Genomic DNA, 14106 nt, shown 5'->3' with positions numbered 1-14106 from the left:
CAATCAAGGTAGACACAACTCCGGGACTGTAGAACCGGCCGTAGCCTGCGGCAACGGAATAATCCTGGCGAACGCCCCATACTGCGGAATCAGGCGAATTCGATACTCGAGTGTGATCCGCCGCACGGGTGCGCGGCGGCAGATTCACCTCATGACCGAGATCCAGACCGGCCGCCGCCCGGACGCGGCCCGCACGGGCCTGCTACTGCTCGCACATCGCGCCATCATCGTGGCGCTGATGACCGGAATCTGCGAAATGCTGCTGCGCGCCGCGATCGCACTGGAGCAATCCGAGGCCGAGGTCGGCGACCTGACGATCGGCTTGCTCACACGGGTGGCGCTCTACCTCGCGGTGTACACCGTCTCCCGCCGCATGCTGGTCGGGACCACCTGGGCCCGTTGGGTTCTCATCATCGGCCTGGGCGTATTCGGATTGCTCTCCCTCCTGATCGAGCCGGTGACCGAATTGCTCGCCGCCGACGAGCCGCTCGAGCTGCTGACCGACGTGACATGGGAGTCGTTGATACCGGCCCTGTTCCGCACCGTCCACGTTCTCGCCGTCCTGGTCGCCGTGCCCGCCATGCTCCGCGCGGGCCTGCGGAGCGGCCGCAACTGATCGCAGACCCAGCCGAGTCTCGCCGTTCCGCGCGCCTCGAGGGCGGCGCGGGCCGAATGCCGAACTGCGTCAACGCGTTATGCGCACTTTGCCCGCCCGGCCGATCCGCGATCCACAGGGAGTGCTTCGGGCGGTCCGCGCCCGGCCTGGCCGATGACACGGCCCGGACCGGGCGGGTGCGCTGATGCGGTCTGCGTCTGCCCCGATCCATCGCGCGATGCGGGACGGACGGAGCGCCTTTACGCCGTTGGCGGTCGCAGCAGGGAGGAGCGCACTTCCTCGATGGTGGTGACAGGGAGGTCGCAGACCGCGCCGCGGCATACGTAGGCCGCCGACTTGCCCTGTACGGCATGACGATCCGTCAGCAGGGGTTGTGAGTCCGGGGCTCCGAGGACGATGACGGAGCCACCGGGGGCTGCCACTCGGGCGGCGTGGAGCAGACCGGCCGCGGACTCGTCGCCCTCGCTACTGTAGGCGACCGCGACCTGGATCGGGCCGCGCAGGGCGGCTTCGGCGACCGCCAGCCACTGCCCGGCCGAGCGTGGGGCGCGGGCCAGGACGATTGCGCCGCGCTCGAGGGTCTGGTCCGCGAGTTCGCGGTAGCGCAGGGCGCGGTCCGGTTCGGTGAGTGCGGAGGCGGTGAGCAGGGCTTCGGCCAGGACGGAGGTGCCTGCCGGGGTGGCGCCGTCGAGGGGGTCGCGGGGGCGGGCAATGAGGGTTTCGGCGTCGTCGGCGGTGTCGAACCAGCTGCCCGGGTTCGCCGGATCGGCGAAATGGGTGACGGCCGCGTCCAGAATCCGCTGGGCGGCGGGCAGCCAGTCGCCGCCGGAGGTCTGATGCAAGGCGAGCAAACCTGTTGCGAGCCAGGCGTAGTCCTCCAGTACGCCGGTCGCGGATCCGGCGACGCCGCCGAGGGAGGCGCGGCATACGCGGCCGTCGGCCACATGCACGTCGAGCAGGAACCGGGCACACCGTTCCGCGGCGGCCAACCAGTCCGAATTATCATGAGCCGCACCGGCTTCGGCGAGAGCCGTAATGGCCATCCCGTTCCAGGCGGTCGCCACCTTGTCGTCGCGTTCGGGCTGTGGGCGGCGAGCGCGGGCCGCGCTCAACGCGGCGCGAATGCGTTCGAACCGTTCGGAATCGGCGACCGCCGGATCGGTGTAGCGGGTGAGGACCGAGGTGCCGTGCTCGAAGGTTCCGGCCGTGGTCACACCGAAAAGCTCTGCGGCCCAGGCACCGTCGAGTGCACCGAGCACCCCGTTCAGTTCGGCCGGGGTCCACACGTACGTCGCGCCCTCCACGCCCGGCCCGCCGGGCTCGAGGTGCGTATCGGCATCCAGCGCCGAGGCGAACCCACCGTGCTCGGTCCCGAGATCCTCGATGAGGAAACCCACCGTCTCGCGGGTGATCCGCAATGCCAGCGGTTCCGAGCCATCCCGCACCGGATCGCGCCACGCGGCCCGCTCACCGTCCCGCTCCCGCCGCGCCAGGTGCGCATACACCCGCAGCAGCTGCGCATTGTCGTAGAGCATCTTCTCGAAATGCGGCACCACCCACGCGGCATCCACCGAATACCGCGCGAACCCGCCCCGCAACTGGTCGTAGATCCCACCCCGCGCCATCGCCTCGGCCGTGAACGAAACCACTTGCAGCACATCCTTGTTCCCGGTGCGCTCGTAATCCCGCAACAGCCCCTCCAACAGCTCCGACGGCGGAAACTTGGGCGCACCCCCGAACCCGCCATGCCGCTCGTCCACATCCCGCAACACCGTGGCCACCGCATGATCCAGCAGCTCCGCACTCACCCCCACGGCACTGTCCGGCAACCCACCCGCCTGCTCCCGCAACGCCGCCCCCACCTGCGCCGCCGCCTGCTCCACCTCGTCCCGCCGGTTCCGCCACGTCTCAGTGACAGCCGTGAGCACCTGCGTGAACGACGGCATCCCATGCCGAGGCGTCTTCGGGTAGTACGTCCCGCAATAGAACGGCTCCCCCGCAGGCGTCAAGAAACAGGTCATGGGCCACCCGCCCTGCCCCGTCATGGCCACCGTCGCATTCATATACACCGCATCCAGATCGGGCCGCTCCTCCCGATCCACCTTGACGCACACGAAATGCTCGTTCATCAACGCCGCCGTAGCCGCATCCTCGAACGACTCGTGCGCCATCACATGACACCAGTGACAAGACGAATATCCCACCGACAGCAGAATCGGCACATCCCGCGCCGCCGCTTCCGCCAAGGCTTCAGCGTTCCACTGCCGCCAATCCACCGGATTGTCAGCATGCTGACGCAGATAAAGCGATGTGGCATTACCCAATTGGTTCACACCCACCAACTTCCTATGTCGAGTCGGCCCGCAGCACGGTCAGCCCAGCCCACGCTCCATGCATTAGGCACAGACCATGACAGACTGGCACAACCAGGCGCTTCGATCAGTACACACGTTCTACTACACCGCAGCACGGGTTCCGCCCACATCCAGTGCAGTAGACCCGAGGAGCCAGAGCGAGCGCTCTCAGGCACCCCGCGCTGGGCACCCCGCTCCGCACAGCATTCGGCATGCGGCATCGGAGATGCGTTTCTCAGGCTGGGCGCAGTGGTTGCACCGCCGTCGCTCGATCGCCTCCGATCCGGTGCCAGATCGGGTTGCGCCGACCTTGAAATTAGCGATCTACCTGCAATTTCGAGTGACAGTACGTCCTCCGTCTTGACACCGAGCGTCTCCTAAGTGAGACTTTTGCAGCGGCACAGTTGCGTCTTCATTCGCGAATTCCTCGGGAATCTCCTCTGCGGCACCAAAGCGCGAACGTTTCCTTCCCCTTCCTTTCGACACGAGCCCTCGATCCACGCCAGGATCGAGGGCTCTGTCGTTGAAGGGGTGCGGTCTTGCCCCTCCCTCCTTCCTGAGCAAAAGATCTGGTGGCTCTCGCCGTTCGGATTGCTACGACCCTCTCCTGGAGTCCGCACACGGGTCCGAGCACTCCGCACAGTGTTTGTGGCGCGGATTTCGTGTGGCCGATTTCTGAGTACGGACCGCTGCGGCCGTGCCCGTTACATACCCTGCCCTGCGGCACGCTTCTGATCACTTGCCATCCCAAACCCTTTGCAGGGCCCGGGATTATTCATCCACATGTCCGAAGGGACGGTCGAACATCTTGTCCGACAACACAAAAAACAAGCCTATCCACCTCGTGGGCGGTCAACTTCAGCGAGAGACTACGAAATATGTAGCAGGACAATGCATTACCTTCCCCAATAAGGTTCGGCCGTAATGGGCACTCTCTATGATTCGGGTTGGCAGGCGGAGTGGTTGGCAAGTTTGACCCCTGCTTCTGCGGCCGACCCCGTCTTGCCCGTGACGTCCGGTCGCGAGAGTCCCAGGGTTCACACGTACAACGTGAAGTCCGAGGCCGAGGCGGCTCGTATATTCGCCCGCATCCTCACATCCCAGGACATGGTCGGGGCGGCATACTCCGACTCGGCCGGGCGACCATCTCAAATAGCGGGTCCGGTGGCAGTGTCGGTGCCATGGCAGCCGTCCGGCTCCGAGTTGGGTGTGCCGCGAGCGAAGCCAATCGCCGATCCAGAGGCCGACGGCGCGATACCTGTCGCTCCTCCTGGACCCGAGCCGACTACACCGCCCGCCCAATCCATTGCACCCTCAGCGGCGGTTCCCCTGCCGGAAGAAACTCTCGCGTCACGTCCGCAAGGTGCCAAGGCCGTGAGCGGACCGACCTCCTCGGCGTTGCTCAATACTCTCACCGGAACCGGCCCGGCCCCTGCGGACGTACAAGCCGGGAACCAAGCATTACAACAGGCAGCGCAAACCGCCCCCGACTCGAACGCCGCAGTGCTGGGTGCGTTGACCAATACTCAGATCCAGCAACACACCCTCAATGGCGACGCCACAATCACGGTCACCAGCCCTGGTGCGGGGCAAGGCAATACACCCCCCACCTCTGCGGGCTCCGAGACCGGTGGCGGACCGACTTCCTCGGCGTTGCTCAACGCTCTCACCGGAACCGGCCCGGCCCCTGTAGACGTACAAGCCGGGAACCAAGCATTACAACAGGCAGCGCAAACCGCCCCCGACTCGAACGCGGCGATACTGGGCGCGTTAACCGACACTCAGATCCAACAACGCACCACCACTACAGGTGAGAGTACCACCACAACCACCGCTGTCACCGGACCCTACGGGCACACCTGGATCGGGATCGCTCAACGTCCAGCCTCTGCACCGCCTTCGTCGCCGCAGGCACAAAAGCCGACCGATCCCAAAGCGCAAGCCACCCGCGATTGGCTGAACGAGATGTGGCAGCTCGGTGTGAGCGCGACCCGGTTCCAGACGAATCTCACCGGTGGTGGCGGCTGGCAGGGATTCACCGACAGTTGGAGCACGCTCGGGCGTGGCGTGACGGAGTTCGGCCGCACCTGGTCGGGTTCGAACCCGCAGCCCCGCGCCGACTCACTGGCCGATCTCGGTAGCGCCGTGATCCGCTTGGACGATCTGAAAGAACACGGACCCGAGTTCTGGCAAACCAAGCTCAAACTCGACTTCGGTGCCGGTGTCCCTCTCGACGGCGCCGCCAGCGTATTCAGCCGTGGTGCCACCGCCGCCGCGGACGCCGCAGAAAACGCCGCTGCCCAGGCGGGGAAGAACACCCTCGCGCGCACCGCCGCCGACGACGCAGCCGCACTGCAGGCCGGCAAGGACGCCGGTCAACAGTCCGTCGATAACCCCACGCTGGTGGTCAAGTCGGACAGACCCGAGGCGCCGACCCACGACGACCCGCCAGCATCGGGCGGGGCAGATCCCAGCGACGCAGACCGACCTGACCGGGCGGGCACACCCTCAGACTCCACCGACCCGCACCCCGGGCCCCCGCCCCGCGCTACGGCGGTCGACAGTTCAGCATCTGAGCGAGAGGTCCTAGGCGATCGAACCACAAGCGAACCCCAGTCCGATGACGTCGGTGCGGCGGAAAACAAGGCCAGGTCAGATGACGTTGTCGCGGCAGAAAACGAAGCCGCCCAGATCCTCGGACCCATCGCAGATCGCGTTGTCGGCATCAACGAGTGGGCGACAAGGCACTCCACCCTGGCGAACCCGTACCAGATCCGCGAATCACTCAACGAGGTACGCGAACTTCGCCGCCAACTCGATCAGTCACCCGCGTCGACAGGCACCCCCGCGCTGGACCACGCGTCGATAGCCCCAAAACATCCGGCCACCGGCGAGCAACTCAGCGAATTCGACATCGGCATCATGCAGCCCGGACACAGTGAAATCTCCCACCGGGTCGAAGTGAAGACGGTGACAAACCCTCTGGAAAGCTCAATCCAACTTAATGACCCTGTTAAGGCAACGATTGACAAGGTCATAACGCGAGAGAAGGCCGGTACGCCAATTGCCACATCAAAGGAGTTGAACATCTACGCGACCGTAAAAGAAGGCTCATCTACGAAGAAGGGAATAATCACAGTCAGGACTCTGGACGGTTCGATAACTCGAACCAGGTTGAACGGAATCGAAGTAGGAAAGACGAATATATTCGGCGAATACGAGGACTTGCTGAATCGTAAACTGGAACCGAGCAAGAGATCGCCCGAGTATAGTGATAAAATTGACAAGATTACCATCGTGAACGATGCGAATCCCGGCGAGATACTGGCCGTATACACACGGCAAGACTCCGGATGGAGGAAGACGAAATGAACTGTTATCCAGGAGGAATTCCCTACCGCCTACAGGCCGTGGAGAATCCATGGCAACTCAGATTTTCCCGCGACACTGAAATAGGAGAAGGCGGAATCGAGTTGGCGGAAGACACCCTGGACTCGCTGTACGAATTCATGGAAGATTTCGCCATCCCACTGTCAATTGACCTATCGACCTGCTATTGGGATGACGAAATTGATATGCCCAAGAAATCCGAGGAGGTATCTGACAGGCCGGAACCGCTGGGCCGACTCCTGCGTACAAGATCGCGATATGCCCGTGATCTCAGGAAATTATGGAGAGGCCAGGAGGTCAGTGACGTAGCCGCAGACGTCATCGATCGCGATCTCGCGCGCAGCTTCTACCGGGAAACTGTTGATATGGATGCACCGCTGGATTCACCCACAGATATCAGCTGGAACGAAATCCAAATCCGTACGGCATATTTGAGGCTTCCGGAAATATCCGATCAGTTCGTCAGCACGTACGATCATATCCGGGCACTCGATCACCGCGGCACCCCTTTCCCGCATCCGATAGAATGGATAGCGGGATCCGCTTGGTTGCCGGGTCTCATACCAGGCCAGCTCAATGCTCCCGTGGAGATCCGAATGTATCGCGATTTCGGCGAGGTGGTCATGGATGTAAATGTCTACAATTATGCCTGGTCTCCCGATTCGCCAGATTCGTCAGATTCGTCAGGTTATGCGGACATCCTCAAGGGAATCGCGGCCTTGGAACGCCGTGGGTGGGTGCGAGAATAGAAGAACGGGCCAGGATTTGATCCAGATTCCAAACTAGGAGGGACGATGCGCGCAAACTAGCGACTATCAAAGTAGCCCACGTTGCTGATCTCAACCTTCTCGGCGAAGCTCCCAATTCCGGCGAAATCGATGATCTGTTCAGAAACAACACGATCTTTATGATTCACCCATATGCTCGTTCGGTGATCCACAGGCTTGCTGTCGAGGTTGGGTTGCTTCCAGTCGTGCTTCCCTACTTGCGCAGAGGAGACTGGTCTCCAGCCGGAGACGAGGACCTCTAACCTAGCTTGGCCGAACGGCGCGATCTGCGGCAAGAGCCTCTGGAACGAGCTCGGCTCGCCGACAGCACAGCCGAGATGATCGACAGTCCAGCGCTCTGCCGAGGTCGGACACTCACGTCACCCACAGAATGTCGGCGCTCAGAAGCACACTGAAAGCGCACCCAACATCATCCGAGATTCGCGTACTGGTCGGACTCTCGAATCAAAGGCTGAAGCACGCAACCCCCAGTACATGTACCTGAGTCGTCAAGTCCGCCAGAACTTCAACCGAGAGGGCGGGCATGGTTCTGCTGTAGCTGAATCGAACAATATGTTCCGGGCCCTGGGCACGCGGAGCCGTTGGGAAGACACAGGTCCCTCGGCAGCTCAGCGGCCCGACTCTGGCGAATAGTCTTCGGCGACTGAGTTTCCTAGCTATGGCTGACCACGGCGCGGACATACGCCCACACCGAGTGCACCTAACGCTGCCCTGAACCGCCCGGATCAACATCACACGCCGGCCGATTCATGGCAAATTGCGCGATTTACCTGGGCAAATGCAGCTTGTAACCTTAAACCATCACGTGGCACCAGTGGCAGCTCGCGTACCCGATGGACAGCAGGATCGGGACATCCCGCGCCGCCGCCTCCGCCAGGGCCTCGGCATCCCACTCCCGCCAGTGCACGGGATTGTCGGCGTGCTGACGGAGATAAGGCGAGGTCGCACCAGCCAATTGGTTCACAACAGGAAGCCTAGTGCGCCGCCGCTCGAACCCGGCGGCTATTTTTCGGACACTTAACTTGTACGATAGTCTTGTACTTTCATAGAGTATGGCTGCGGCGGGCGAATGTGCACGTCAAGGCACGAAATGGAAGGAGCATCACCGTGAAGATCGCACTGTTGGGAACCAGTTTCGGGCAGCTCCATGCCGCCATCTACGCGCAGCATCCGGTTGAGGTCGTCGTGTTCGGCCGCACGCCCTCGGCCTTGGACGAGCTGCATCAGCGCTACGGGTTCGAGACCACCACCGACCTCGACGGCATCTTCGACGATCCGAGCATCGACCTGATCGACATCTGCCTACCCAGCAAACTGCATGCCGAGCTGATCTTGCGCGGGCTGGCCGCGGGTAAGCACGTGTTCTCCGAAGTTCCTGTGGCGCTGAATTTTTCCGATGCGCAGCGGGTCGCGGACGCGGCCGCCGTCAGCGATCGAGAGGTATTCGTCGACCTGCACCTGCGTTTCGGTTCGGCGCACCGGCGATTGCGTGAGGCGGTCACGGCGGGCGAACACGGGAAATTACTCGCCCTGGACCTGGAGGTTCGCGCCGGTGAGTGGCCCGGTTACGACGGCAGGCTGAACAACATCACGCTCGATACGCTGCACACCGAAATCGACGCCATCCTGCACACCCTCGGGATGCCCGAATCGTGCACCGTCGCGGGTGCGGACGGCCCCGTGCACGGGTCCGCCATCCACATCGTGCTCACCTACCCCGACACCGTGGTTCGCATCAGCGGAACCACATTGATGCCCAGCACATATGGGATCCGGACCGGCTATCTCGCCACCTTCACCGAAGGCGTCATCGAATACAGCGTGACCGTCCCGCCCGGGCAGATGCCCCGGGCGACACTCGCCGAATTTACCGCCGCCGCACACACCGAGTCACCGGCCGACCAGCCGGACCCGTACGCGCTGACCATCGAGCACGTTCTGGCCTGCCTGCGCGGCGAGGCGGCCAATCAAATATCCCCCGCGAGCCTGCTCGACAGCCTGCGCCTGACCCTCGATATCCAGGACGCGGTCACCAACGAACCGCACGGCGTACACCGCATCGAACTGCGCCGATGACCGAACGAGTGCGGGCCCACCCGAAGAGGGTGGGCCCGCACTCGTTCGAGGCGATGATGTCGGGCGACGCGTTACGGGCCGCCGACGTAATCGGTTTGCGCGGCAACCTGATTCCCACGCAACTCCAGCACCGTACAGAAGCGATCAGCCGAGTTCGAAGATCTGGTTGACACCGATGGTGTAGCCATTGAGGTCCTTGAAGTAGAGGACTCGGCCGAAGTCGAAACGGGCATCCTTGACCACCTCGACCCGGTCGATGATCGAATCGATGAACGTGGCCGCATCGTCGAGGTTCAAGTAGAACCAACCCGATACGGCTCCGATCGGCACCTCGGCCTTCTGCGGATGCACGGCGTACGCCTCTGCGGCGCCCATGACCTGCGCGAAGCCCTCGCCATCCTTGACCAGCAGGTGCAGGTCGTCAGGGGCGAGATCGCGCACCACATCGAATCCGCGTTCGGCGTACCAGTCCAGGGTTTTCGCGGTGTCTTCCACGATCATCAGCGGGCATACGCGGCGCATCTCCATGTCAGCTCCTTCGTCGAAGGCGAACCTGTACCCACCTATTGTACATATAACGTGTACAAACATATTGTAGTGACTCGGGCCCTTCCGAAGAGCTGCCAGAGGGGAGAACCACGATGACGAAAACGTTCGCTGACCTGGCGGTCGGCAGGTACATCTACCTCACGCACTACCGCAAGGACGGCACCTGGAAGGTCGAGCGGATGCGTCGCAATCCGCGGGTGACCGTCGCGGCGTGCGATCTGCGTGGCAGGAAACAAGGGCGGGCGCTGCCCGGCACGGCCGAGGTGCTGGACGCCGCTGGCAGCGATCGCGTACGCGCGCTGATCGCGGGGAAGTACGGGTTCACCGGACGGTTCGCGATCTATGCCAGCCGAATCACCAGGGGCAGAGACGGTTCCGTCGGCATTGCCATCACACCCGGCCACTAGTCATCGAATCATTCGTACGCCAATCGAATCAGGAGGTCTGGACCATGGCTGCAACGAAGCAGAATGAGCGCAGTATTCGGATTCGCGCGGCGCGGACGAACAACCTGCGGGATGTGGATCTCGAGGTGCCACGCGGGTCGCTGGTCGTATTCGTCGGGGTGTCCGGGTCGGGCAAATCGTCACTGGTGTTCGAAACCATTGCGGCGGAGGCCGGTTACCAGTTGAACGAGACCTACCCACCCTATATCCGCACCCGGCTGCCGAAGTGGAACCGGCCGGAGGTGGACCTGATCGACGGTCTGTCCACCGTGATCGTGATCGATCAGAGGCGGCTGGGCGGCAATGCGCGCTCCACGGTCGGCACGATCACCGATGCCTACACCTATCTGCGGCTGCTGTTCTCGCGAGCGAGCAAGCCGCATGTCGGTGCGTCGAACCACTTTTCGTTCAACGACCCCGCGGGCATGTGCACGACCTGCGCGGGTCTCGGTGAACAACTCGCCGGTGATCCCGACAAGCTCGTGGACCTGAACAAGTCGCTGCAGCGCGGCGCGATCCTGATGCCCGGGTTCAATGGCAAATATCTCCTCGGCACCTGCGCCGACGCCGGGTTCGATATGTCGACTCCGGTGGGGAAATGGACTGCGGCGCAACGTAAGGTGCTGTTCTACGGCGCGCCCGCGAGTCGATCGGGCTCGAAGTCCAAGGAATCCTGGGAGGGCTTGGTCCCGAGGTTCGGCCGCGTCTACCTGAATACCGACAAACAGTCCGACCGCCGACAGGCCACCGTCGAACAGTTCGCGAGCTCGCAGCCCTGCCCGGACTGTCATGGCGACCGCCTGAACGAGGCGGCGCGCAGCGCGCGCGTCGCGGGAACCACCATCGTCGAGATGAGCCGCATGGAGGTCGGCGATCTGGCCGATGTGCTGCGGAAGGTCAAGACACCGAGCGTCGCACCCGTTGTCGCCGCGCTGCGGGACCGGCTGGAGGCGCTGACGGAGATCGGGCTCGGCTACCTGTCATTGTCGAGGTCGACGGCATCGCTGTCCGGTGGCGAATCGCAGCGCATCAAGACCGTGCGGCATCTCAACAGCAGCCTCACCGAAATGCTCTACGTCTTCGACGAGCCCACCGTCGGGCTGCATCCACACGATGTGCAGTCCATGACCGATCTGTTGAAACGCCTGCGGGACAACGGCAATTCCGTGCTGGTCGTCGAACACGACCCGGATGTCATGCGCCACGCCGACCAGATCGTGGAAATCGGCCCGGCCGCGGGCAGTCATGGCGGAAGACTGGTCTTCCAAGGAGCCTTCGCCGATCTCGCCGCGGCCGACACTCCGACCGGCCGCGCCCTGCGCCAGCGCCGCAATGCCACCGCCGAGCGACGCGAACCCACCGGCCGCCTTCGTATCTCGAAGGCCAAGCGCAACAATCTGCAGAACGTCACCGTGGACATCCCGACCGGTGTGCTGACCGCGATCACCGGTGTCGCCGGGTCGGGCAAGTCGAGCCTGATCGCCGAACTCGTCGAACAGCATCCGGCGACCATCGTCGATCAGCGTCCCGTCAGCACCAACCGGCGTTCCTCGCCCATCACCTACACCGGCATCGCCCCGGCCATCCGCAAGCTCTTCGCCGACCACAATGACATCTCCACCGCGCTGTTCAGCGCCAATTCCGACGGCGCCTGCCCGGAATGCAAAGGGCTCGGCTTCATTTCGACCGATCTGGCGTTCCTGGAGGACCAGGAGGTGATCTGCTCGGGCTGCGATGGCAGGCGGTTCACCGAGGAGGTCCTCGCCTACACCGTGGACGGACTCACCATCGCCGATGTGCACGACCTCACCATCGACGAGGCCGTCGAGCGGCTGGGCGAACCGCGCATCGCCCGCTCACTGCGCGCCATCTCCGATGTCGGACTCGGCTACCTGCGCCTCGGGCAATCCCTGACCACGCTGTCCGGCGGTGAATGCCAGCGACTCAAGATCGCCAGGGAGCTCACCGACCGGGATGAGCATGCGATCTATGTCCTCGACGAACCCACCACCGGGCTGCACCTGTCCGATATCGACACCCTGATGGCGGTGCTGAACTGCCTTGTCGCACAGGGCAACACGGTCGTGGTCATCGAACACAACCTCGACGTCATCCGACGCGCCGACTGGGTCGTCGACCTCGGCCCCGGCGCGGGCCGCAATGGCGGGCGGATCCTCTGCCAAGGCACACCCGAAGACCTGATCGCCACCCCCGACTCCAAAACCGGCCAAGCCCTGGCCAATGGCCGGGCACGAAATCGAAAGGCTACGAAATGACCGGAATCGGCAGACTCGCCACCGCGGCGATCATGTGCGACGACCCGCCAGCCCTGGCGGAGTTCTACGGCCGAGCGCTCGGCTGGCAGATCGTCGCGGCCGAGGATGATTACGCCTGGATCGCGGCCGACGAGACCGGTGTGGGGCTCGTGTTCGGCAGGTCCCGCGACTATCGGCGACCGGACTGGCCGCAGGACGAGCTGCCGTTCCACATCGACCTCTACGTCGACGACCTGGCCCAGGCCGAGATGGAACTGATCTCGTTGGGCGCCACCAAACCGGAGTTCCAACCGAGCCCGCCGGACACGCTCATAGTCCTGCTCGATCCCTCGGGTCAGCCGTTCTGCATCAGCCCGACGCCGCCCGCGCTGCGATCATCCGGCGGATGATGGCGGCGATATCGTCGCGTTCGAGCGCCGTTTCGGAGCTGAGCCCGTGAAAGATCAAGCCCGTCATCGCCAGTGAGACGGCCTTGGCGGTGAGTGGGTCGGTGAAGCGCGACGCCAGCGCGGCGATATCCAGTTCCAGGAACCGCCGCACCGGCCCCCGTAGTTCGGGCCTGCGGTGGGCCGTCAGGGACAGTTCGAATTCGACAATGCTCTGACCGCTTTCGGAGCCAACACAATTCATGACCACGTCGACGAGATAGCCGACCAACTGGTCGGCCGTGTCGTCGGCGTGCTCGAGAACGAACTTCTCGGTGTACTCGGCGTATCCGTCGACCGCACGGTGCAGCACGGCATCGATCAGATCGCCCCGATCGGCGAAGTAGTAGGTCGTCGAGCCGATCGGAATGCCCGCTTCCTCCGCGACCGCGCGGTGGGTCAGGCCCTCGAGACCGCGATCGGCGATCACCCGCTCCCCCGCGGCGGCCAGTTGCTCCCTGCGCGCGGACGCCTTGCGGCGCCGCACCGGCGGTCGATCTGTCAAGACAAGCCGAAGATCCGGCGCATGATGGTGGCGACCTCGTCGCGTTCGAGCGGCGTTTCGGAGCTGAGCCCGTGAAAGATCAAGCCCGTCATCATCACATTAGCCATCATGGCGGTAATGCGGTCGGTGTGGCGCGGCGCGAGGATCTCGATCGGCAGATCGAGGAACCGCTGTGTCAGCGCGTGCCATTCCGGCCGCCGGAACGCGGCCACGCTCACCTCGTATTCGACGATGCTCTGATTGCGCTCGGGTCCGAGGCATCCCATGGTCGCGTCGATCATGGCCTCGACGAGCTCTTCCAGCGTGGAGTCCTCGTGCTCGGCCGCCCACTGGCCCATGTACTCGGTGAACCCCTCCACGCTACGGCGCAGCACAGCCTCGATGATGTCGTCCCGGTCGACGAAGTAATAGGTCGTCGACCCCAGCGGAACACCCGCCTCTTCGGCGATCGCCCGATGCGTGATGCCTTCGATCCCCCGTTCGGCAATGACGCGCTCCCCCGCGGCGGCCAGCTGGTCCCTGCGCTCGGACGCCTTGCGGCGGCGGACCGGCGGTTGGTCGTATTTGATGCCCCTCACCTCGCACTATAGGAACTAGTTTTTCGTACACTATGATCGTACAGGTTCGAACTCCGGGCACTTGCGCGCCACGCGGACGGCGGCTCCGCCACATCCGCACGAC

At 63.7% G+C, this 14106-nt stretch carries 11 protein-coding genes and 1 pseudogene; 7 read left to right on the top strand and 5 right to left on the bottom strand.

Annotated elements, in window-relative coordinates; all coding sequences use genetic code 11:
- The first annotated feature begins 151 nt into the window (after positions 1–151).
- The gene (locus NC4_RS07580) at positions 152–616 is read left to right on the top strand and encodes a hypothetical protein (RefSeq protein WP_157554367.1); all 465 of its coding nucleotides are present in this window, start codon (positions 152–154) and stop codon (positions 614–616) included.
- 239 nt (positions 617–855) lie between these two features.
- Here NC4_RS07580 and NC4_RS07575 read toward each other — a convergent pair whose 3' ends face one another.
- Positions 856–2949 carry a thioredoxin domain-containing protein gene (locus NC4_RS07575; RefSeq protein WP_084528841.1) on the bottom strand — a complete coding sequence of 698 codons (2094 nt, stop codon included), beginning with the start codon at positions 2947–2949 and terminating at the stop codon, positions 856–858.
- A gap of 1395 nt (positions 2950–4344) precedes the next feature.
- Between NC4_RS07575 and NC4_RS40000 the strand changes: the two genes are divergently transcribed.
- Positions 4345–6342: a hypothetical protein gene (locus tag NC4_RS40000; RefSeq protein ID WP_157554365.1), complete on the top strand. Its 1998-nt coding sequence runs from the start codon at positions 4345–4347 to the stop codon at positions 6340–6342.
- The gene (locus NC4_RS39995; RefSeq protein ID WP_157554363.1) at positions 6324–7109 is read left to right on the top strand and encodes a hypothetical protein; all 786 of its coding nucleotides are present in this window, start codon (positions 6324–6326) and stop codon (positions 7107–7109) included. The genes NC4_RS40000 and NC4_RS39995 overlap by 19 nt, the downstream gene beginning before the upstream one ends.
- A gap of 838 nt (positions 7110–7947) precedes the next feature.
- Here the strand turns inward: NC4_RS39995 and NC4_RS38755 are convergent.
- A pseudogene (locus NC4_RS38755) lies at positions 7948–8112 on the bottom strand (DUF255 domain-containing protein); the annotation flags it as partial.
- A gap of 143 nt (positions 8113–8255) precedes the next feature.
- Between NC4_RS38755 and NC4_RS07560 the strand changes: the two are divergent.
- On the top strand, positions 8256–9224 hold the full coding sequence (locus NC4_RS07560; RefSeq protein ID WP_067534291.1) for a Gfo/Idh/MocA family protein: 969 nt from the start codon (positions 8256–8258) through the stop codon (positions 9222–9224).
- 144 nt (positions 9225–9368) lie between these two features.
- Here the strand turns inward: NC4_RS07560 and NC4_RS07555 are convergent, their stop codons facing one another.
- Entirely contained in the window at positions 9369–9752 is a 384-nt protein-coding gene (locus NC4_RS07555) for a VOC family protein (RefSeq protein ID WP_067534288.1), read from the bottom strand.
- Positions 9753–9865: 113 nt separating this feature from the next.
- On the opposite strand from NC4_RS07555, the gene NC4_RS07550 reads away from it, so the two are divergent.
- The 3 genes from NC4_RS07550 to NC4_RS07540 are packed head-to-tail and all read left to right on the top strand — an operon-like array spanning position 9866 to position 12884.
- Positions 9866–10180 (top strand): PNPOx family protein, encoded by a 315-nt coding sequence (locus tag NC4_RS07550; RefSeq protein WP_067534286.1) that lies wholly within the window; start codon positions 9866–9868, stop codon positions 10178–10180.
- 44 nt (positions 10181–10224) lie between these two features.
- Positions 10225–12495, top strand: a complete 2271-nt coding sequence (locus NC4_RS07545; RefSeq protein ID WP_067534283.1) for an ATP-binding cassette domain-containing protein — start codon at positions 10225–10227, stop codon at positions 12493–12495.
- Entirely contained in the window at positions 12492–12884 is a 393-nt protein-coding gene (locus NC4_RS07540; RefSeq protein WP_067534282.1) for a VOC family protein, read from the top strand. Before NC4_RS07545 ends, NC4_RS07540 begins: the two co-directional genes overlap by 4 nt.
- Here NC4_RS07540 and NC4_RS07535 read toward each other — a convergent pair.
- Complete coding sequence (locus NC4_RS07535; RefSeq protein WP_067534281.1) at positions 12844–13425, bottom strand: TetR/AcrR family transcriptional regulator; 582 nt, start codon at positions 13423–13425, stop codon at positions 12844–12846. The two genes, NC4_RS07540 and NC4_RS07535, sit on opposite strands and share 41 nt — an antisense overlap.
- Positions 13422–14003, bottom strand: coding sequence for a TetR/AcrR family transcriptional regulator (locus NC4_RS07530; protein WP_084528661.1), 582 nt, complete (start codon positions 14001–14003; stop codon positions 13422–13424). The genes NC4_RS07535 and NC4_RS07530 overlap by 4 nt, the downstream gene beginning before the upstream one ends.
- Between the last annotated feature and the right edge of the window lie 103 nt (positions 14004–14106).

Source organism: Nocardia crassostreae (assembly GCF_001613405.1).
Classification (GTDB): Bacteria; Actinomycetota; Actinomycetes; order Mycobacteriales; family Mycobacteriaceae; genus Nocardia; species Nocardia crassostreae.
This window is presented reverse-complemented; position numbering and strand designations above follow the sequence as displayed.